The following is an 18,733-nucleotide window of genomic DNA, read 5'->3' as shown; positions in this document are numbered from 1 at the left end:
TATTCTTGGCAGTGGCGAGCTTGGCCTCGTCACAACAAAGACTTTAATGCCGCTAAGTGCTGCTCTAGTTAAGGCAGTTAGCGATCACCCTTTATAAATTATGAGATTACCATTATGAATAAGAAGACTTTTTTAGGCGCGTTAATCATCGCTTCAGTTTCTAGCGCTACGTTTGCAGCTGACTTAGATTGGTTCGCTGGTGCTGGCGTGGGTTACCAAGCTGATAATATTAAAGGTCAGTACACTGGCGGGGATGACGATGCTACCTTCCAACTGCGTGGTGGCGTTATTATTGATGAAAACCACCGAGTAATGGGTACTTATGCCTACATGGACGAGTTAAGCCAAAACAGCTTCCTTGCATCTTATGATTACCTATATTCGTTGAATGACCAGTTTAGCCTATTTGCTGGCGTGTCAGCAGGCGCTGCAGATAGTGAGATTAATGAACAAAGTTCTACTGAGTTTGTATGGGGTGGGCAGGTAGGCGCGATGTATAAAATTAACCGTCATTGGAGTACTGAACTAGCTTATCGCTACTTAGAGCAAGATTATGAAGAAGCTGGCTTCAAGCTAAATGATACCCAACAAATAGTATTGTCTGTTGATTATCATTTCTAACAACGCACATTGCTATTGGCTGAGCAAGGACGTCAGCCTAGCCTTCATGTAACTTTCAGATTTTTCCCTCTTAAATCCACTTAGCCGTAAAGCCCTTCAAGCTGGAGTAACGACCATTGACTAAACAAACGTTTAGCGTTTATATCTTCAATGCACTGCGTAAGTTAGTGATGTTCATTATAGTGCTTGTGTTAGTTGCCTGCAGTGGTCATTCGGCTAGGCATGCTTCACAACACTCCGAACTGATGTCTCCACTCGCTACTTCGGGGATCCGTTATTGGGACGGCGAAAGCAAAGAAATTACGGGTCATGATTTGGCTAGTGAATATCAACAAATTATAAGTAGCCGACAAAGCCGTAAACGTGGGCAGCCTGATGATGTTTATCATTTGGCTTTATCTGGAGGTGGGATTAACGGAGCGTTTTCTGCAGGGGTACTTAATGCCTGGACGGTAAATGGAAATCGACCTGAATTTGATTTGGTTACCGGAGTATCAACGGGTGCAATCGTGTCAATCTTTGCTTATTTGGGGAGTGATTACGACCAAACCTTAAAAAACTATTACACCAATACCAGTATGAGCAGTCTATTTGAGCTAAATAGTGTTCTTAGTATGCTCGGTGGGAAGCCAGCATTAAATACTAAAGGTTTTGAAGAGAAAGTTCGTAGTTATGTTAATACTGAAACTGTCGCTAAGCTAGCCAATGAACGCAGCAAAGGGCGGCTATTAATTATAGGCACCACTAACTTAGACAATGAAAAGATGTCAATGTGGGATATTGGTAAGATTGCTCAGGTAGGTACTCAGCAGTCCGTTGAGATGATTCAGAACATCATTATTGCGAGTAGTTCGGTTCCAGGTGCGTTTCCAGCACAAACGATTATTGTTGATGACGGCAAGCAACGTTACGAAGAGTTACACGTAGATGGCGGTGTATCTCGTCAAGTATTTCTTGCCCCTCAATGGGCTTACCATAGCCCATATCTAGCCGGCTTACCTCAGCACGTTTACGTTATTCGTAATGGTGTGCTAAAACCCAATTATCAGATTATTGAGAACAGCCTTACCGAAATAGGTTTGCGCTCTATTTCAACTATGATCCGCAATCAGGGAATTGGTGATGTTGAACATATTTACCATTTTTCTCAGCGCCACAAAATGAGCTTTCATCTTGCTTATATTGATAACGATTTCCCTTTGATAAGTGAAGAAGCATTTACCAAAGAGTATATGACAAGCCTTTACTATTATGGATACCAAAATATGCTAGCTAAGCAACTCTGGGAAACGGTGCCCCCGAGTTTACAATTGGCTCATTAATACTGGCAGATTTATCTTTGCGAATTCAAGTTTTAGGTTTGGCCTCTTGGAAGGGCTAAGCTTCTTGATAAGGCGTGTTATGCTCAATTAGGTCCGCTATCTAGTGATCGGCCAGCGAGTCTACATGACTTACATGACCCGGGCTTATAATCAAGTATGTCGCTTCGCGATACCTTCGTTTATTTTGTGCTTAAAAAAGCACGCCAGTGGGAGTATCCTAAAGCCACTTTTGACTTACTGACGCTAATTAGCTTGCAGTAAGCCTTAAACCGCATGTTTATTTAGCAGTAAGGCAGTGATGACTCCAAAACAGCCCCATTCTTCGGCCAAAAAGCCCATCCCAAAAAAAACGACTGCTAAAAAGCCCGCCGCTAAAACCAAACGAGCGCCGGCAAAAAAGGCGGTTAGCAAGCGCAAATCAAAGAAGGTTTCCAATAAACCTTCATGGAGCAAACGAATTTGGCGAATAAGCTGGAAGCTCGCATTGGTTGGTATGGTACTCATTGTTGCTTGGGGAGTCGTTCTTGATAGTAAAATTCAGCAACGCTTTAATGGCGAAAAGTGGCAGTTGCCCGCGGCGGTGTACGGCCGTGAGCTACAGCTATACCCCGGCTTACGATTAACGCGTAAAGAGTTGCAGGACGAACTGGCATTACTCAATTACCGTAAGGTTAAACGGGCCAAGCGGGGTGGCGAATACGCGGTATCGAAAACTAAAATTGAAGTTGTACGGAGGCAGTTTGAATTTGCAGACGGGGTGGAGCCTGAGTTAGCTATGTTGTTGACCTTTAGCCCTTCTCGTCTGTCTAAAATTCAACATCGTGATAGCGGTGAAGAGATTGCCCAAACTCGCTTAGATCCGGTGCTACTGGAACGGCTAAATGTGGCTGAGCAAGAAGACCGTTTGTTTGTCCCCTTAAGTGATATACCCGAGTCGCTTAAGCAAGCATTGATTCTTACTGAAGATCGCCAGTTCTATCAGCACGATGGAGTATCGCCAATGGCAATAGCGCGGGCTTTAGTGGTGAATGTGCGCGCTGGTCGAACGGTGCAAGGCGGCAGCACTCTTACTCAGCAATTAGCGAAGAACTTTTTCTTAACCCGTGATCGTACCTTATGGCGAAAACTGCAAGAAGCATACATGGCGTTACTGATTGATTTTCGTTACGGTAAAGACGAGATACTCGAGAGCTATTTCAACGAAGTTTACTTAGGTCAAAATGGGAGTAATGCGGTACATGGCATTGGCTTAGCCAGTTATTTTTATTTTGGCCGACCAGTCAACGATTTGTCGATAGAGCAAGTGGCTTTGCTGGTGGCTATTATTAAAGGGCCTTCTTATTATGACCCTTGGCGACGCGAGCAACGCGCGCTTAATCGACGAGATTTAGTATTGCGAATATTAGCTGAAGAAGGTGAGATATCGGCCGAGCGATATCAGCTAGCGGTGAAACAGCCTTTAGGTTTAAGCCTGCGTGGCAGCATGGGTTATCAAAGAACCCCTGGTTTTGTTTCTTTAGTGCGCCGTGAACTTCAACAGCATGCCGGGAATTGGCGAAATTATAATGGTGTTAAAGTATTTACGACTTTAGATCCATTATCGCAGCGTCATGCGCAAACTGCCGCTTATACGGTGCTAGAACAGCTCGATAAGGGCGGTAAAAAACAATTAGAAACCGCCATGGTGATCAGTGAACGTCACAGTGGCGCGATTAGAGCGCTGATAGGTGGGCGAGAAAAGAACAATCAAGGCTTTAATCGCGCCTTAGATGCCCGCCGTCAAATCGGTTCGTTGGTAAAACCCTTTGTCTATTTAACAGCTTTAGAGCAAGGTCATCAATTGGGAGAACTCTTAGATAACAGTCCTCTATCAGTGCCTTTAGATGATGGAACTAAGTGGCAACCGAACAACTACGACAAAACGTTTAGCCAGCCAGTGATGCTAGTACGGGCCTTGGCGGAGTCTCTCAACGTACCTACAGTTCGCTTAGGCCTCGAAGTCGGGGTTGATTCAGTGGTGGATACCCTTAGAAAAGCCGGTTTAGAAGAAGATACACAGCCCTATCCTGCCTTATTATTGGGGAGTTTAAGTTTATCGCCGTTTCAAGTTGCGCAACTTTACCAAACTCTTGGTGGTGATGGTGAGCACCGCCCCTTATATGCAGTGCACCAAGTCAATGACGGTCAGGGCAATGTGTTGTATAAAGCAGATGTCAGCGCCGAGCGCCGCTGGTCAGAAATGAGTAACTACTTGACCCTGTATGGAATGACCGAGGTGACCCGCAGCGGCACGGCTCGTTCATTAAAGTGGCGAATTCCCAAAGTAGATTTAGCCGGTAAAACCGGCACGACTAACGAATTACGTGATAGCTGGTATGTGGGGATCGATCAGCGAGAGATTGTCACTGTTTGGGTGGGTAGAGATGATAATAAACCTGCCGCAGTGACGGGATCAGCGGCAGCCTTGCCGGTGTACGCGGCGTACTTAAAAACCTCTTACCCGCAATCTCTTAGAGCGATGCAGCCCGAGCAACTTAGTTGGGTACATTTCGCCCAAGCGAACGGGCGGCCGACCTCGGCAGGTTGCGGAGAGTCTAGCTTACTGCCTGCGCCTCGTCGTCAAGCCGACTTGGCTGAAGGATGTGTACAACAAAGCGCTAAAAAAGCAACAAGCTGGCTGAAAAGTTTATTTAATTAAGCAATCATTTATCGAATAAGGACTCGTCATGTTACAAGCAAATCAAGCGCAAGTAATGTTGCAACTGCAAGACAATATGAACGCTAAAGTAAATCCTGATTGGTTAATCACTGGTTCTCCATTTTTGCGGGCGGTGGTGATTGAAGGGGCGGAAGCGATTGAGCATCACGGCTGGAAGTGGTGGAAAAAGCAAGATTGCGACCTAGAGCAACTGCAAATGGAGTTAGTGGATATTTGGCACTTTGTATTGTCAGAATTATTGTTACAAGCAGATGGGAGTCACTCCGCAGCTCAAGCCTATATCTTTGCTAATATCGACCAAGCGACTATAGATTTTGACGGTAAACAATGGCAGTTTGCAGAGCTTAACTTGCTTGAAAAGCTAGAATTAATGATTGGCTTAGCGGCGGCCAAGCGCACTAGCATCGGTTTGTTTTCTGCTTTGTTGAAAGATTGCCAAATGAACTGGCCAGATTTATACGTGCAGTATGTCAGTAAAAATGTATTGAATTTCTTCCGTCAAGACAATGGATACAAACAAGGCACTTACCGAAAGGTATGGGATGGCCGTGAAGATAACGAACACTTAGTCGAATTAATGGGCTGCCTAGACATCGGTTCAACTAGCTTCCAAGAAAATCTCTATGAAGCCCTGCATCAACGTTATGGCTTATCCAAATAGCTTTAGATGATTATTCTGAATATGTAGTGAATTGTACCAAGTTGGTGTGTTGTTGCGCCCAATTGGTACAAAGCCGACAATTAGCCAGCAGCTTGCATTTATAGAGCATTTACCGGTAAAGATGAAAGTGTTGCTGAATGATAATTAATGAATTATTTATCTAAATGCGACGGGCTGGTTTTCACCTTTTGGTTTTTTTTGCTGTTGTTGGCTGTTGCTTGATCTTGGTCTTGTTATTGCAATCTTACTATTGTGAGTTTAAGCGTAGTGCTTAATACCGACATAATGTTAAGTAGTAGGGGTGTATATTATGGCTGTTTCAAGTTTTAGAGGTGCTTCTGGTGCCAGTTTTTGTCCGAGTAAATCAACAGACCAACAAACGCGTAAAGCGGCTAAACCGATTAGCTAACTACAGCGTGTTTAATCTTACCTAGAGCGTCTGCATTGTCGTGGGCGTTTCTATGCTATGCCTGATAGAAATTAAATATTTCATTCTTCCTCACTCTTAAGTGAAGGAAAAACTTCACCTTTTACTCTTTCTGCAGAATTTCTTCTAATTAGCTCAAAATATCTGAAATATTACCACGCTCTGGTAGGTCTTTTAGATTATGGCTGCGCAGTCTTGGCTCATTACCAGGAGAAACAATATGAAAGCCTTTACTACAACATTACTCAGTGTGATTTTCGGTACAGTATTGCTGTTTAGTACTGCTACTCAAGCGTCGATTAGCCCCGCAGTTGGTGCTCAAGATAGTTTGCAAATAGGGCCCAGTGGTGTTGATCGCCATACCTGTCAGCGAGAGAAAATGCGTGGCGAAGTACAATCACCATTTTGTTAGGCAGTGCGATAACACTAAAAGCGATGTAGGTTTACATCGCTTTTTATCTTTAGCTTGCTAGATTATCGTCAAACTCAATTCACTCATTCTTAACTAAGCCCTTGGGCGATAGCTGTCGTTAAATGCAGAACATTCAAAGTCATCAACCAACCAAGCTTGAGTCTCATTGGTAACGATTATTTGTTTAGCTGGTGGGTAATCCCGCGGGCTACTTGACAGTACTTTTACAGATGATTTAACCGTTGGCTTTTGGCTCAAAAACGTTTCTTTTTGGATTGCTTCAAACATAACGAACTCCTAGTTTAATGTTTGCGCCTTAATAGGGCGCTTTAGCTGCATTTTTAATCCGCCCGCAAGTTAGCGATAAATCGGCGGTAGAACCAAATTATCATTTTAGCCATCTAGATGTCTAATTTATTTATGCACATATAATAACAATTAGTTATTAATTGTCGCGTTTATCGGTAGAATTCGAGGATGTGGATAACTTAAAAGCTCTCGATGATGTTAAAGCTGTTTTACATGCTGGTGGCTTGGATATCGGTATTGTTAGGTACCTTAGGTATCTTTTTGCCGCTGTTACCTACCACTCCGTTTATATTGCTAGCAGTCGTGTTGTTTTCTAAAAGCTCGCCGCGTTTTGAATTATGGCTGCTGCAACATAAAGTATTTGGCCCCCTAATTAATAATTGGCAACGCTATGGTGTTGTTAGTCTAAAAGCCAAATGCAGTGCCACGCTAATGGTAGTGATTTCGGCTGGGCTTATGATGTGGATGAATGTGCCGTTGTTTGCTCGAATCATCGCGGGTAGCTGTTTATTTTTAGTTATGTGCTTTTTGTGGAGTCGGCCTTCAAACAAAGAAAATATTCGATAATATCCTCTCCTTTGTCTATAGTTTTAATATTATCAATAGTGGCGATTCAAGGAGTCGGCATGCGCTCAATCCAACTCGGCTTATTACTCTTAGTTATCGCCATTAGTGTCTTGGCTGGCAATGGCAGCGAAGTGTCTAACATTAACTGCAGTGGTACTTGGATCCGTTCAGAAACTGACAAGCTAACGTTGATCAGCGCGTGTGGGAAGGCTGAGTACTCGGAAGTGGTAAGTGGTGATAATAATAATAAGTTAGAAGGCTTGCTCTACACGATTAATGGCAAGCGATATGTTATCTATTTAAAAACAGGCCGAGTTACAAAAATAGAGTGGTTACACTAAGCAATTATCGCTTTAACTACCGCACATTCTTAGCCATATAAGACTAAGAATGTGCTGTTAAGTACTTATTTCAATTTAGCAAAACAGCGTTCCGCTGCGGCGATGGTTGCGTCAATATCAGCCTCACTATGGGCGTAAGAAGTAAACGACGCTTCAAAAGCTGACGGTGCCAAGTAGATGCCTTCTTCTAACATCATATGAAAAAATTGCTTAAAGCGCTCAGCATCACATGCGCACGCTTGGGCAAAGTTACTAACACTGTCTTCCTCGGTAAAGAAAAAGCCTAGCATTGCGCCTGCTTGGTTTACTGTTAGCGGAATGCCTTGGCGTTTAGCCGCGGCTTTCAAACCGCTTGCTAAACGTTCGGTAATGGCATTTAAGTGTTGATGTACAGCAGGATCGCGCAGTGCGGTTAAGGCTGCTAAACCTGCCGCCATAGCAATAGGGTTGCCTGATAATGTTCCTGCTTGATATACCGGGCCAACAGGGGCGAGGTAAGCCATGATTTCTTTACTGCCGCCAAAGGCGCCAACTGGCATACCTCCACCAATCACTTTGCCCAAGCAGGTTAAATCTGGTTCTACTTGGTAATGCGCTTGCGCACCGCCGAGCGAGACACGAAAACCGGTCATAACTTCATCGATAATAAACACGGCTTGGTACTTATCACAGATTGCGCGAAGGCCTTGTAAAAAGCCTTCTACAGGGGGGATACAATTCATGTTGCCGGCCACTGGTTCAACGATAATACAGGCGATATCGTCAGGGTATTCAGCAAACAAGGCTTCTACCGAAGCTAAATCATTATACGTGGCAGTCAGTGTATGTTGGGCTAAATCAGCAGGAATACCTGGCGAGCTGGGCTGGCCAAGAGTGAGCGCACCTGAGCCTGCCTTCACTAACAGTGAATCTGCATGGCCATGGTAACAACCTTCAAACTTCAAAATTTTATCGCGTCCGGTGTAGCCTCGGGCTAAACGAATTGCACTCATGGTGGCTTCAGTGCCTGAGTTCACCATACGAACTTGGTCCATTGACGGCACTAACTCGCACACTAAGTTAGCCATTTCTATTTCAGCCGCAGTAGGCGCACCAAAACTTAAGCCTTTAGCGGCGGCATCCACTACAGCTTGGTAGACCGCGGGGTGGTTATGTCCCAAGATCATTGGTCCCCAAGAACCCACATAATCTATATAGCTTTTACCATCGGCATCAAAAATGCGGGCGCCATCGGCTCGTTCAAAAAATACCGGTGTACCGCCAACGCCGTTAAATGCGCGAACCGGAGAGTTTACGCCGCCGGGAATGGTTTGCTGGGCTTGGCTAAATAATTGTTCTGAACGAGACATAAAGCATCCTATTAAATCTTAGTTACTGGCCGCTGAGGCACTAAATTGGGCTCACTATAACAAACTATCAACTTGGGCTAAATCTCTGGTTTGTTGCCAGCCTTAATTCTCGGTAAACTATCGGTTTTTCCGAGTAAGCGGGTACAAAGTGGCGAAGCCAAAGTTGTTAGTGGTAAGTTTGATAGGGGCATTGGCTTTAACCGGCGTATACGGCTTGTCGGTGGTCGTAAAAGAAAAAGACCAAATGATTAGTCAATTGCAACGGCAACTCTCTCACTCGCTAGACAGTCAATCGGTGTTGCAACAGCGTTTATCTATGGTTCAACTCGAACAAGATACCAGCCTTGCAGAGCTCGCGCTGTTCAATCAAAAGGTTGATCAGCTTAGTGAGCAAAATGTGGCACTAACCGAAGAGTTACTGATTTACCGAAAAATCATGGCACCAGAGCAACAGGCTGGTGGTATGAAGATAGAGCAGTTTCATATCGAAGCAATGTTAAGCCCAGGCTACTTTCGAGTGCAAGTATTGCTGATGCAAGTGGCTCGTAATAAGCGTTGGTTAAGTGGAGAGTTAGAGTTAGTCGTAATTGGTAGTCAAGACCAGCAGCCTATGCAATATCGTTTAGATGAGTTACAAGTACAAGCCACTCCTCTTAGCTTTAAGTTTCGTTATTTCCAAGAAGTGAACACCGACCTTAAACTACCTGAAGGTTTTTTGGCTGAGCGTATCGAGCTAACAGCCAAGGTAGATGGCAATAAATGGAATAAAAAAGCCGAGATCGTTTATCAGCAAAGTTGGCCAGATCCGGGTAATACTTGAACTAATTACTCAGGTATTACATAATCCGCTTTAGTTAACGTTTTTAAGGAATACACCGTGTCAGAGCAAGCTGTAACTGAACAAGCCGCATTTCCAATCCAATTCACTGATGCCGCCGCATCACGAGTAAAAGAATTGGTGGCCGAAGAAGAAAATCCGGACTTGATGCTACGCGTGTATGTTACCGGTGGCGGTTGCTCGGGCTTCTCGTATGGATTCACTTTCGATGAAAAAGTAAATGAAGGTGATACCTTAGTCGAGAAGCAGGGCGTATCAATGATTGTTGATTCGATGAGCTTACAATACTTGGTTGGCGGTATTGTAGATTTTACCTCTGGTTTAGAGGGGTCTCGCTTTCTGGTAAGTAACCCTAACGCCAGTACCACCTGCGGTTGTGGCTCGTCTTTTAGTATCTAAATCTTATAGCTGGATCCAGTTATGTTGATTTATAAGCCACCTTAAGGTGGCTTTGTTGTTTCAGGGTGCTGAGATAGTCTTTTGTATCAAATTTGTCAGTAGTCTTTGATATTTAATGTTGTTCCTTTAAAACACCTTGTATACTGTTTGACCTATTCAAGTTGTCAACAGGGAATGTTTGATTGTGCCTTCTGCATTAAAACAATTTTTCGCCGCTCGCCCGTATATTCTATCCATTATTATTGTTGCCATTGTGGTGCTGTGGATGCTCTCTGGACAACTGAAAGCTGATAGCCCTGATGAGTCAGTGCAGCTCAGCACTAAACAGACTCATGTTACTCGAGTACAAGTGAAAACTTACGTTGCAGAGCGCATTGAGCGAGCCATACACCTATATGGTCAAACTGAAGCGCGCCGCCAAAGCACTATTTCGGCTGAAGTGTCAGGGCGTTTGCTTGAGTTTTTAGTTAAAGAAGGCCGACCCATTACCAAGGGCCAAGCTTTAGCTCGCTTAGATATTCAAGATCGTCGCTCTCAGCTATTACGCGCTGAAGCGCTGTTAGAGCAACGAAAAATTGAATATGCTGGGGTAAATGCATTAAGTAAAAAAGGCTTCCAAGGTAAAGCCCGCTTAGCCGAGGCTAAGGCCTCGCTAGTTGATGCTGAATCCATGGTGAAAAATCTTAACTTGGCGATCGACAATACCCTTATTCTTGCCCCTTACGACGGGATATTCGAAGAAAATATTGTGGAAGCTGGTGCCTACCTCGCCATTGGTGACCCGATATTAACGCTTGCCGACACCCAACAGCTGGTCGTTCGTACTGATGTCTCTGAGCGAGATATTCCCCAGCTTAAGTTGGATGAAAAAGCCTATGTCACGATGGTGACTGGCGAAGAAGTCGAAGGCGTTGTGAGTTTTATTGCGACTATCTCTGACCCTAATACGCGCACCTTTAAAGTTGAAGTACTGATTGATAACCAACAAAATCAACTTCGTGCAGGGGTTAGCGCAAGTGTTCGTTTTCCGCTTAGTGAGGTGGAAGCTATTAAGGTTAGCCCTGCAGTATTAGCCTTAGATGATGAGGGAAATCTAGGTGTTAAAACCGTTGTAGATAACATTGTACAGTTCATTCCTGCCAGTTTGGTCCGTTCAGACCCTGATGGTGCATGGTTGTCGGGGTTCACTGGTGATAATCAGGTGATTATTTTGGGTCAAGGATTTGTACGGGCCGGCGATACCGTTGAAGCGGTCACTAAAGCTGAGTTACTCATGCAGGAGAGGGTTGAGTAATGCATAGCTTTATTGAAGCGATACTGTCGCGAACTAGAACCGTTTTATCATTGTTAGTGTTCTTATTCATTGCTGGCATCATTACCTACATTAATATTCCTAAAGAATCGGATCCCGATGTCGAGATCCCGGTCATTTATGTGTCTATTCCGCATGATGGTATTTCCCCACAAGATGCCGAGCGTTTGCTACTGCGCCCTATGGAGCAAGAGCTTCAAGGCATTGAAGGCATCAAAGAGATGACTGCCACCGCCAGCGAAGGTCACGGTTCGGTAGTGCTAGAATTTATTGTCGGTGTCGATATCGACCAAGCCTTGGCTGATGTGCGCGCCAAGGTAGATCAAGCTAAACCTAAGTTACCTGCAGGGGGAGACGAGCCAGAGGTAAATCAAGTGACCTTGGCAACCGAGCAGCCAGCTATAACGGTGTTGTTATCAGGCAACTTACCGCAACGTGCCTTATTGACTATTGCACGTGACCTGCAAGATCAAATGGAAGCGATGAAACAAGTGCTCGAGGTCAACATCGGCGGTGACCGAGAAGATTACCTAGAGATCATCGTAAACCCCTTATTAATGGAGTCTTACGGCCTAGATCAAGCCGATATCTATAATCTGGTCAGTCGCAACAACCGCTTAGTCACCGCCGGAACCTTAGATACTGGTAATGGCCGTTTTGCGGTAAAAGTGCCCGCTGTATTTGAGACAGTGAAAGACGTTATCGACCTGCCTATTAAAGTGGATGGCGACCGAATTGTTACTTTTGGTGATGTGGCGAGCGCGCGTCGTGCCTTTAAAGACGCTAGTACTTATGCTCGAGTTAATGGTAAACCGACTATTTCCTTAGAAGTGAGTAAGCGCCCTGGAGAAAATCTAATAGAAACCATCGAACAGGTAAAACACTTGATCGATAGCGAAAGTCAGTTTTGGCCCGACTCCGTCATCATCGATTATGCGGGCGATAAATCAAAAGACATTCGTACCATGCTCTCAGAGCTGCAAAACAACATCCTCTCTGCAGTTTTGTTAGTGGTAGTCGTGATTATTGCGGTAATGGGAGTGCGCTCTTCCTTATTAGTCGGTATTGCTATTCCGGGGTCATTTCTGGCGGGTATTTTGGTGTTATCACTGGGTGGCCTCACCATCAACATGATTGTGCTGTTCTCGTTAATCATGGCGGTTGGCATGCTAGTGGATGGTGCCATTGTCGTCACCGAGTTTGCTGATCGGCAAATGAGTGAAGGGGTGCCAAGGCATCAAGCATATTCGCTAGCTTCGCAACGTATGGCTTGGCCGATTATTGCTTCTACTGCGACCACCTTGGCCGCTTTTGCACCTTTGCTGGCTTGGCCTGGCATGGTTGGTCAGTTTATGGGTTACTTACCGCTAACGCTTATCGCCACCTTAAGCGCATCGTTGGTGATGGCGCTTATTTTTGTCCCCTCATTAGGTAATATTTTTGGTCGCCCACGCAAATTAACGGCTGCTCAGCAAACCGCTTTAGTCAAGGCTGACCGTGGTGAATGGCAAGATCTAAAAGGCTTCACTGGCGTGTATCTACGCGTATTAGATAAAGCCGTAAACGCGCCATTAAGGGTATTGGGTATCGGTATTGTTATCGCAGTGGCGGTGATTATGGCCTATAGCAGTGCCGGTAAAGGCGTCGAGTTTTTCCCGAAAGTTGAACCGGTAGGCTTTAACATCATTGTACGTTCGCATGGCGATTATTCTACTGATGAAAAGTTAGCCATCATGCAAGAAGTTGAGCGTAGAATCATTGATCTTGAAGACTACGATACGCTATACAATAAAGTGGGTGGCGATCAACTGGGTAATGTTCGGGTTAACCTTAAAGACTGGAATCAGCGCCGTCCAGCCGATGAAGTGATTGCTGACTTACGTTCTCGGTTAGCGCCTATCGCGGGCTTAGAAATTGAGTTTCGCCAAGATAAAGCCGGCCCGCCGGCGGGCAAAGATATTCAGTTAGAGTTAAGCTCGCGTTTCCCTGAACGCTTACAGCCGATGGCCAAAAAAATCCGCCAGTTGATTGATGATAATGAGCATCTCGTGAATGCCGAAGACTCCACGACCAAACCGGGTATAGAGTGGCAGTTAAAGGTTGATCGAAGCAAAGCGGCGCGCTTTGGCGCCGATGTGACGTTGTTGGGGAATACCGTTCAGTTTGTCACCAACGGTCTTAACATTGGTGACTATCGTCCCGATGATGTTGATGACGAGCTAGAGATTCGCGTTCGCTTTCCGGAAGAAAGCCGCAGTATTAGCCGCTTAAGTGAACTGCGGGTTAAAACTTCCCATGGCTTAGTGCCGATTACCAATTTTGTAAGTTTAGAAGCTAAGCCCAAGCAAGATGTGATAAACAAAGTGGATGGCCGCCAAGTACTCACGGTGAGTGCCGACATGGCTGAAGGGCAAAATCTCAGTTTAGAGCTGCCTAAATTACAAGAGCAGATCAAGCAATTAGCGTTAGATCCACTGGTTGATATTAAGCTACGTGGGCAAAACGAAGACCAAGAGGAAACGATGGCCTTTTTAGGCAAGGCCTTTATGGTGGCCCTGTTTGTCATGGGCTTGATCTTGGTCACCCAGTTTAATAGTTTTTATCAAGCCTTGTTGATCCTCTCGGCGGTGCTGTTTTCTACCATTGGGGTATTACTCGGTTTGCTGTTAGCGGGCCAAGCTTTCGGCATCATTATGAGTGGACTAGGGGTGATAACTTTAGCCGGTATTGTGGTGAACAATAATATTGTACTTATTGATACCTACAACGTCTTGCGGAAGCAGGGCATTGCCGCCCAAGAAGCGATTATGCGCACTGGTGCCCAGCGTCTGCGGCCGGTAATGCTCACTACCATCACCACTATTTTAGGTTTAATGCCAATGGTATTGCAGCTGAATATAGATATGTTTGAGCGAACCATAGAAATAGGCGCGCCGTCTTCGCAGTGGTGGTCGCAATTGGCGACAGCTGTAGCGGGCGGGTTGAGTTTTGCTACCTTACTTACGCTGATTCTAACCCCTTGTTTGTTAATGTTAGGGGCAAAGTTTAGCCGTAAGGATAAGCAAGCTGAATTGGTTGAAGCGAAAGAACAAGAGTTATTAGGAGCTTAATGCTTAACGCGAGCATTAGCCGCCAATCTTTAAGCCTTAATGCTTACGGAAGGTAGCCGTTTCGTCTTGACCACGACCACCTTAAGCTTTGCGCTGATAAAGCTTAAGGTGGTCACATTGAAAAGCAGTCTCTATTATCTTTTTCCGCACGGAAATCACTCACCACCTTCCAAACCGATGTTGACGTTCTCGGCGCTAGCCTGCTCCGCTAGGTGCTGTGTAGAGAAGGTTAAAAGATAGGGCTCGTTAATCGACTCTATATTCGTAGAACATTGTTGTTGGTGTTTTTATAAGCTGCAACTGGTTTAAATACCGGGTTTAAGCATCAATACTAACCAACACGGGCTTTTAGGAGGTTGCTGCTCACTTTAGCAACAGCTGCGCTTGCTAAGATGGCGAGGTACACTTGGGGCTATTTAGATGGATAAAACCCACCTAAGATCGCTGCGCGGTTAGCACCTGTAACGGATCCGGCGTTACCATTTTTTTGTTGCACAAAACACCTAGCTAACCAAGCAAAAGCAAGTGCTTCTAAGGCTTGTTCAGGAATGCCCAGCTCTGAGGTTCTGCTTAAGCTTAGCTTAGGTAAGGCTTTAGCCAGTAGCTCAAGTAACAAGCCGTTGTTATCTCCACCGCCGCATAAATATACCGTGCCTTGCTCAAAGCCTTGTAATTGTTCGGCGATGCTTTGCACGGTGAGGTGGTGCAGAGTGCATTGAATGTCTGCTGGCTGAACCTTGATAAATGCGGGTTGTTGTAGGTGCTTGTCTAACCACGCTAAGTGAAAGTATTCACGCCCCGTGCTTTTAGGTGCGCTTAAAGCAAAGTAGTTATCAGCCAGTAGTTGTGTCAATAACGCTGGGATCAGCTGGCCGCTGCGGCCCCATTGGCCGTTATCATCGTAATCAGTCCCGTTGGGATGATGGCGCTTGAAATGTTGGTCTAGCAGGGTATTGCCCGGGCCCGTGTCGTAGCCCAATAAGTCCTGACCGGGGATTAAGCGGGTAATGTTGGCTATGCCACCAATGTTAAGTATAAAGCGAGCTTGTTGGGGATGACTAAATACCGCTTGATGAAAGGCCGGCACCAAAGGGGCGCCTTGGCCACCTAAGGCCATGTCTTTATTTCTAAAATCGGCTACCACATCAGTATTGGTGGCGACAGCTATATGGCTAGGGCTACCAATTTGCAGGCTAAAACCTAGCTCAGGAAAGTGGCGAACAGTTTGGCCATGGCTACCTATTGCTACAATATCACTGGCTTGCAACTGAGCATGATTGATTGCTTGTATGGCGGTTTGAGCAAACAGTGCCGCTACCTCTACGCTGGCTTCTGCCATCACCGTCAATTCATCGTCTCCAGGCTTACATAAGCGGTGTAACTTAGCCAACAAAGGGCTGGGAATAGCTTGTTGGTGGTGGGCTAATATTCTCGGTGGTAGCTGGGAAAAATCAGCCACTACTGCATCGACACCATCCATGCTGGTGCCAGACATTAAGCCTAAATACATGTCGCTCATCGCTTGGCCTAGTTCATTGCCAATAATACCCGTTTGGTATTATCAAGCTGTTCAATACGGGCTTTAGCAATAGGCATAAAGCGTTGCTTTTTCTCGCCTTTTAATGGCGTAGAGGTCGGTAACTTAACAGTACGTGGGTTTTTATGAACCCCGTGCACTAAAAATTCATAATGTAGGTGGGGGCCTGTTACTCGGCCAGTCGCTCCTAATGTACCAATGGTTTTACCTTGTTTTACCCGTTGCCCAGTTTTTACATAGCGTTTTTGTAGGTGTAGGTATTTCGTCATATAAGCGCTACTGTGCTGAATAAATACATAGTTACCGTTGTATTTGCTATAGCCAGATTTGGTGACTCGGCCATCACCCGCTGCTAATATCGGAGTGCCGACTTTAGCAGCGTAGTCTATGCCATTATGAGCGCGCACTTTACCTGTTACTGGGTGTAAGCGGCGTGGGTTAAAGCTAGAGCTAATGTATTTAAAGTTTACCGGTGCGCGCAAAAAAGCTTTGCGCATTGGCCGGCCTTCAGGTGTGTAATAGTTGCCATCATCGTGGCGAACTGCTCGGAAAATGTCACCCTGGTTGATAAATTCGGCAGCAATAATATCGCCATTTCCAGCATATTGACCATCGATATAGTGCTCTTCAAATAACACCATAAAGCTATCGTTTTTACGGATGTCTAAGGCAAAGTCGATATCCCAGCCAAATACAGCCGCTAGCGCCATAATTTGTCCTTGGCCTAAGCCGGCGCTGATACCCGCATTCCAAAAACTTGAGCTAATGGTGCCTTGGGCGAAGCTGGTTCTTACTTCCAGCTCTTGAGTGTCGATACGGGCGGTAAATTTTTGTTGTTGGTCCCGTTCGATAACCAAGGTTTCAAACTTAGATTGTGGGTAATTAAGTTTTACTAAACGATCTTGGTCATCAAGATAAAAGTCTAAGGTATCGCCGGGGTGAACCGTGCGCAGCTTTTTGGCTTCGCCGCCCAATTGGTCGATGTTATATAAGGTTCTGGCACTTAAGCCTACTCGAGAAAAGATCAGCGCCATGCTATCGCCTGATTTTACGGTTTGCCGTTTAAGGGTATAAAAATGCTCTGGCTCGGAAGGCATCTCTGATAATGGGATACTTAGCGCTAGTGGATAACGGACACCTAAATGCAGTTCTCCACCTTGTTTTAGTGACTCGAGGGTACCAAGAGCATCACTATCGCTAAGTTGTTCGCTGATTTTTGTCGCGATAGGTTCAGCCTCTGCTGATTTAGCGGGCTTAGCGGCTTCGCTAATTTTTAGTGGCTGTAATGTCGTTGAGGTTGCGTCAACGAGCTCTGGTTTAAGCGTGGTCTGCTTTATCTCAGACCCATTAACCTCACTGTTTGCAGGCTTAGGCTCAGTAGTTGTGTTAAGTTGAGGCTGTTTTTCTCGCTGTTGGATGTTAGCTAGCGAAGGTTCGGTTTTTGCGCTGGTCATCTCCGTTAGTGGCTCAAGGGTTAACTTATTATTGGCTTTAGCCGAAAGATCGATAGTTTGACGTTGACTGGCATTGGGCGAGTTTTGTTCGCTAGGGAAAAGAACAGCGGCAGCCACCACAAGGGCGAGAATAATTAACAGTCGGCGGTGGCGTTTCGGTAATAAGCTTTGCAATCTACTTCCAACATACAAACCAGAGATTATCGCGATTGTAGCCAGATGAGCGCTAGAATGCCAGATTCAGCTTGTCTGGCCGTGAGCTAAACAGCTTACACAGTAAATGCTAGCCAAATTAGCGCATAGTGATTAAGTATGGTGCAAGGGATGCTGTGCGAGATAAATCCCTGCAATTTATAAGTTTAACCAGATAAAGAATAATTTAGGTATTTAGCAAAACCAAGAGCAGGTTAACGATATAAAAAACCAAATACCTCTTTAGAGGTGGTTAAGTGTGTTGAAGTTTATATTAGACGCGTGGTTCGCTAAAAACTGGCACAACTATTCCATTAGTAATAGTGAAGAGTTTTCTTCACTCGTATATGCTCTCGTCCCACTCAGTTTTCTGAGTGGGTTTTTTTTCGGCTTTTATCGAGCATGCTACAAAGCTGCTTTAGATTATCCAAAGTGCGCAGAGTTAAGCGGTGGGCTTTGTCTGGATCTATGTGGTAGATATTGTTGTATTTTACCGCCTGCAGTTGCGGCCAGTTATCCCAATGGTGGCTAAATTCCCATTGCGCCACAATAATGGCTTGCGGGTCAGCCGCTAATACCCATTCTTCTGATAACAAAGGGTAGGGGGCTAAAGCCTCGGCCATTATATTCTCGCCACCACATAAAGTGATGCCATCATTAATCCAACTTTTAGCCGAAATGCTGCGCAGCGGAGTATGCCACATTTGATAAAACACACTCACCTTGCGCTGCTGCTGATATTGCTGGGCTAAGTGGTTGAGTTGTTGTTGTGTATATTGGCTAAGTGCTAAGCCCTGCTCTGGTTCTCCGAGCACCTTACCGAGTTGTACAAATTGCTCAGATAATGCGGCTAGTTGTTTTGGTTTAGAGACATACACGGCAATGTTTAAAGCGCTTAACTTGTCTGCTAAGTGTTGTTGATTACCTTGCTGCCAAATGAGTACCAAATCGGGTTTCAAAGCAATCACACTTTCTAAGCTAATATATTGATAATTACCAATGCGGGGCAAAGCCTTAGCCGCTTCTGGATAGTCGGCGTAATCTACAGTGGCAATTAACTTATCACCCGCTCCAAGGGCATAAACCTGCTCAGTTAAATGCGGCGCAAGTGAGATAACGCGTTGTGGCTTAGCTAACAGCGTAAAGCTAATCAATAGCGCGCA

General features: G+C 45.2%; 17 protein-coding genes. 11 read left to right on the top strand and 6 right to left on the bottom strand.

The window, feature by feature from the left end; translation table 11 throughout:
• Positions 1-114: 114 nt before the first annotated feature.
• Both ACVFI8_RS07015 and ACVFI8_RS07010 read left to right on the top strand, forming a co-directional pair.
• The gene (locus ACVFI8_RS07015) at positions 115-621 is read left to right on the top strand and encodes a porin family protein (RefSeq protein WP_248714160.1); all 507 of its coding nucleotides are present in this window, start codon (positions 115-117) and stop codon (positions 619-621) included.
• 116 nt (positions 622-737) lie between these two features.
• Entirely contained in the window at positions 738-1,943 is a 1,206-nt protein-coding gene (locus ACVFI8_RS07010) for a patatin-like phospholipase family protein (RefSeq protein WP_457873455.1), read from the top strand.
• Between the two features lie 264 nt (positions 1,944-2,207).
• On the opposite strand, the gene ACVFI8_RS07005 is transcribed toward ACVFI8_RS07010, so the two are convergent.
• The gene (locus tag ACVFI8_RS07005; protein ID WP_248714162.1) at positions 2,208-2,447 is read right to left on the bottom strand and encodes a hypothetical protein; all 240 of its coding nucleotides are present in this window, start codon (positions 2,445-2,447) and stop codon (positions 2,208-2,210) included.
• Here ACVFI8_RS07005 and mrcB point away from each other — a divergent pair.
• From mrcB to ACVFI8_RS06990, 3 genes are all read left to right on the top strand, one after another.
• The gene (mrcB, locus tag ACVFI8_RS07000; protein ID WP_248714163.1) at positions 2,437-4,641 is read left to right on the top strand and encodes a penicillin-binding protein 1B; all 2,205 of its coding nucleotides are present in this window, start codon (positions 2,437-2,439) and stop codon (positions 4,639-4,641) included. The genes ACVFI8_RS07005 and mrcB overlap by 11 nt on opposite strands.
• 28 nt (positions 4,642-4,669) lie before the next feature.
• Positions 4,670-5,323: a dUTP diphosphatase gene (locus ACVFI8_RS06995; RefSeq protein WP_248714164.1), complete on the top strand. Its 654-nt coding sequence runs from the start codon at positions 4,670-4,672 to the stop codon at positions 5,321-5,323.
• A 647-nt stretch (positions 5,324-5,970) separates the two neighbouring features.
• Positions 5,971-6,162, top strand: coding sequence for a hypothetical protein (locus ACVFI8_RS06990; protein WP_248714165.1), 192 nt, complete (start codon positions 5,971-5,973; stop codon positions 6,160-6,162).
• A 93-nt stretch (positions 6,163-6,255) separates the two neighbouring features.
• Here ACVFI8_RS06990 and ACVFI8_RS06985 read toward each other — a convergent pair whose 3' ends face one another.
• Positions 6,256-6,450, bottom strand: a complete 195-nt coding sequence (locus ACVFI8_RS06985) for a hypothetical protein (RefSeq protein ID WP_457873454.1) — start codon at positions 6,448-6,450, stop codon at positions 6,256-6,258.
• Positions 6,451-6,663: 213 nt separating this feature from the next.
• Between ACVFI8_RS06985 and ACVFI8_RS06980 the strand changes: the two genes are divergently transcribed.
• Both ACVFI8_RS06980 and ACVFI8_RS06975 read left to right on the top strand, forming a co-directional pair.
• Positions 6,664-7,038 (top strand): YbaN family protein, encoded by a 375-nt coding sequence (locus ACVFI8_RS06980; protein WP_457873453.1) that lies wholly within the window; start codon positions 6,664-6,666, stop codon positions 7,036-7,038.
• 59 nt (positions 7,039-7,097) lie between these two features.
• Entirely contained in the window at positions 7,098-7,379 is a 282-nt protein-coding gene (locus ACVFI8_RS06975; RefSeq protein WP_457873452.1) for a hypothetical protein, read from the top strand.
• Between the two features lie 65 nt (positions 7,380-7,444).
• On the opposite strand, the gene hemL is transcribed toward ACVFI8_RS06975, so the two are convergent.
• The gene (gene hemL, locus ACVFI8_RS06970; RefSeq protein WP_457873451.1) at positions 7,445-8,728 is read right to left on the bottom strand and encodes a glutamate-1-semialdehyde 2,1-aminomutase; all 1,284 of its coding nucleotides are present in this window, start codon (positions 8,726-8,728) and stop codon (positions 7,445-7,447) included.
• 148 nt (positions 8,729-8,876) lie between these two features.
• Here hemL and ACVFI8_RS06965 point away from each other — a divergent pair, with 148 nt between their 5' ends.
• The 4 genes from ACVFI8_RS06965 to ACVFI8_RS06950 all read left to right on the top strand — a co-directional run bounded on the left by ACVFI8_RS06965 (position 8,877) and on the right by ACVFI8_RS06950 (position 14,387).
• A complete protein-coding gene (locus ACVFI8_RS06965) occupies positions 8,877-9,548 on the top strand; it encodes a DUF6776 family protein (RefSeq protein WP_457873450.1) in 672 nt (223 codons plus the stop codon).
• Positions 9,549-9,605: 57 nt separating this feature from the next.
• Complete coding sequence (gene erpA, locus ACVFI8_RS06960) at positions 9,606-9,965, top strand: iron-sulfur cluster insertion protein ErpA (protein ID WP_248714171.1); 360 nt, start codon at positions 9,606-9,608, stop codon at positions 9,963-9,965.
• A gap of 184 nt (positions 9,966-10,149) precedes the next feature.
• Complete coding sequence (locus ACVFI8_RS06955; protein ID WP_457873449.1) at positions 10,150-11,259, top strand: efflux RND transporter periplasmic adaptor subunit; 1,110 nt, start codon at positions 10,150-10,152, stop codon at positions 11,257-11,259.
• Positions 11,259-14,387, top strand: coding sequence for an efflux RND transporter permease subunit (locus ACVFI8_RS06950; protein ID WP_457873448.1), 3,129 nt, complete (start codon positions 11,259-11,261; stop codon positions 14,385-14,387). The genes ACVFI8_RS06955 and ACVFI8_RS06950 overlap by 1 nt, the downstream gene beginning before the upstream one ends.
• Positions 14,388-14,799: 412 nt before the next feature.
• Here the strand turns inward: ACVFI8_RS06950 and ACVFI8_RS06945 are convergent, their stop codons facing one another.
• The 3 genes from ACVFI8_RS06945 to ACVFI8_RS06935 all read right to left on the bottom strand — a co-directional run bounded on the left by ACVFI8_RS06945 (position 14,800) and on the right by ACVFI8_RS06935 (position 18,724).
• Complete coding sequence (locus ACVFI8_RS06945) at positions 14,800-15,906, bottom strand: anhydro-N-acetylmuramic acid kinase (protein WP_457873447.1); 1,107 nt, start codon at positions 15,904-15,906, stop codon at positions 14,800-14,802.
• Positions 15,907-15,914: 8 nt separating this feature from the next.
• Positions 15,915-17,552 (bottom strand): peptidoglycan DD-metalloendopeptidase family protein, encoded by a 1,638-nt coding sequence (locus ACVFI8_RS06940; protein WP_457873446.1) that lies wholly within the window; start codon positions 17,550-17,552, stop codon positions 15,915-15,917.
• 380 nt (positions 17,553-17,932) lie between these two features.
• Positions 17,933-18,724: a cobalamin-binding protein gene (locus ACVFI8_RS06935; RefSeq protein WP_457873445.1), complete on the bottom strand. Its 792-nt coding sequence runs from the start codon at positions 18,722-18,724 to the stop codon at positions 17,933-17,935.
• Positions 18,725-18,733: the final 9 nt, after the last annotated feature.

It is taken from the genome of Agarivorans sp. MS3-6 (assembly GCF_054112545.1).
This window is presented reverse-complemented; position numbering and strand designations above follow the sequence as displayed.

Excerpts from the sequence above, each read along its gene's own strand:
- ACVFI8_RS07015 (WP_248714160.1), top strand. The coding sequence starts at position 115 with ATGAATAAGAAGACTTTTTTAGGCGCGTTAATCATCGCTTCAGTTTCT.
- ACVFI8_RS06980 (WP_457873453.1), top strand. The coding sequence starts at position 6,664 with ATGATGTTAAAGCTGTTTTACATGCTGGTGGCTTGGATATCGGTATTG.
- ACVFI8_RS06945 (WP_457873447.1), bottom strand. The coding sequence starts at position 15,906 with ATGAGCGACATGTATTTAGGCTTAATGTCTGGCACCAGCATGGATGGT.
- ACVFI8_RS07005 (WP_248714162.1), bottom strand. The coding sequence starts at position 2,447 with ATGAGTACCATACCAACCAATGCGAGCTTCCAGCTTATTCGCCAAATT.
- ACVFI8_RS06950 (WP_457873448.1), top strand. The coding sequence starts at position 11,259 with ATGCATAGCTTTATTGAAGCGATACTGTCGCGAACTAGAACCGTTTTA.
- hemL (WP_457873451.1), bottom strand. The coding sequence starts at position 8,728 with ATGTCTCGTTCAGAACAATTATTTAGCCAAGCCCAGCAAACCATTCCC.
- ACVFI8_RS06985 (WP_457873454.1), bottom strand. The coding sequence starts at position 6,450 with ATGTTTGAAGCAATCCAAAAAGAAACGTTTTTGAGCCAAAAGCCAACG.
- mrcB (WP_248714163.1), top strand. The coding sequence starts at position 2,437 with ATGGTACTCATTGTTGCTTGGGGAGTCGTTCTTGATAGTAAAATTCAG.
- ACVFI8_RS06995 (WP_248714164.1), top strand. The coding sequence starts at position 4,670 with ATGTTACAAGCAAATCAAGCGCAAGTAATGTTGCAACTGCAAGACAAT.
- ACVFI8_RS06990 (WP_248714165.1), top strand. The coding sequence starts at position 5,971 with ATGAAAGCCTTTACTACAACATTACTCAGTGTGATTTTCGGTACAGTA.
- ACVFI8_RS06975 (WP_457873452.1), top strand. The coding sequence starts at position 7,098 with ATGCGCTCAATCCAACTCGGCTTATTACTCTTAGTTATCGCCATTAGT.